The sequence below is a fragment of the Cohnella baijiui genome (genome assembly GCF_020731285.1).
Taxonomy (GTDB): domain Bacteria; phylum Bacillota; class Bacilli; order Paenibacillales; family Paenibacillaceae; genus Cohnella.
The window spans coordinates 1-233 of the sequence record NZ_JAJFOW010000365.1 but is presented as its reverse complement, the minus strand read 5'-3'; the positions used below and the strand labels follow the sequence as shown (position 1 = coordinate 233).

At 46.8% G+C, this 233-nt stretch carries 1 protein-coding gene; it reads left to right on the top strand.

Translation table 11 applies throughout. The features are described 5' to 3' along the window. On the top strand, positions 1–233 hold a 233-nt coding region (locus tag LKX83_RS32975; protein ID WP_227887510.1), incomplete at both ends, for a TRAP transporter large permease subunit.

Below are 233 nucleotides of genomic sequence, written 5' to 3'. Positions count from 1 at the left end.
ATATAATGTAAACCGCTCTACCGGCTTAATCTGTGCTTCCGGAATTATTGCTCCGGTTATCCCGCCGAGCATCCCGATGATTATTTTCGGGGTAACAAGCGGTGTATCAATTACCGAGTTGTTCATGGGTGGGATCGTACCTGGCATTCTAATGGGTGTAGGCTTGATGATTGTATGGACATTTATTGCGCGTAAGGATGACAGTGAGCTGCCGCCGCGTAAAACAATGAAAG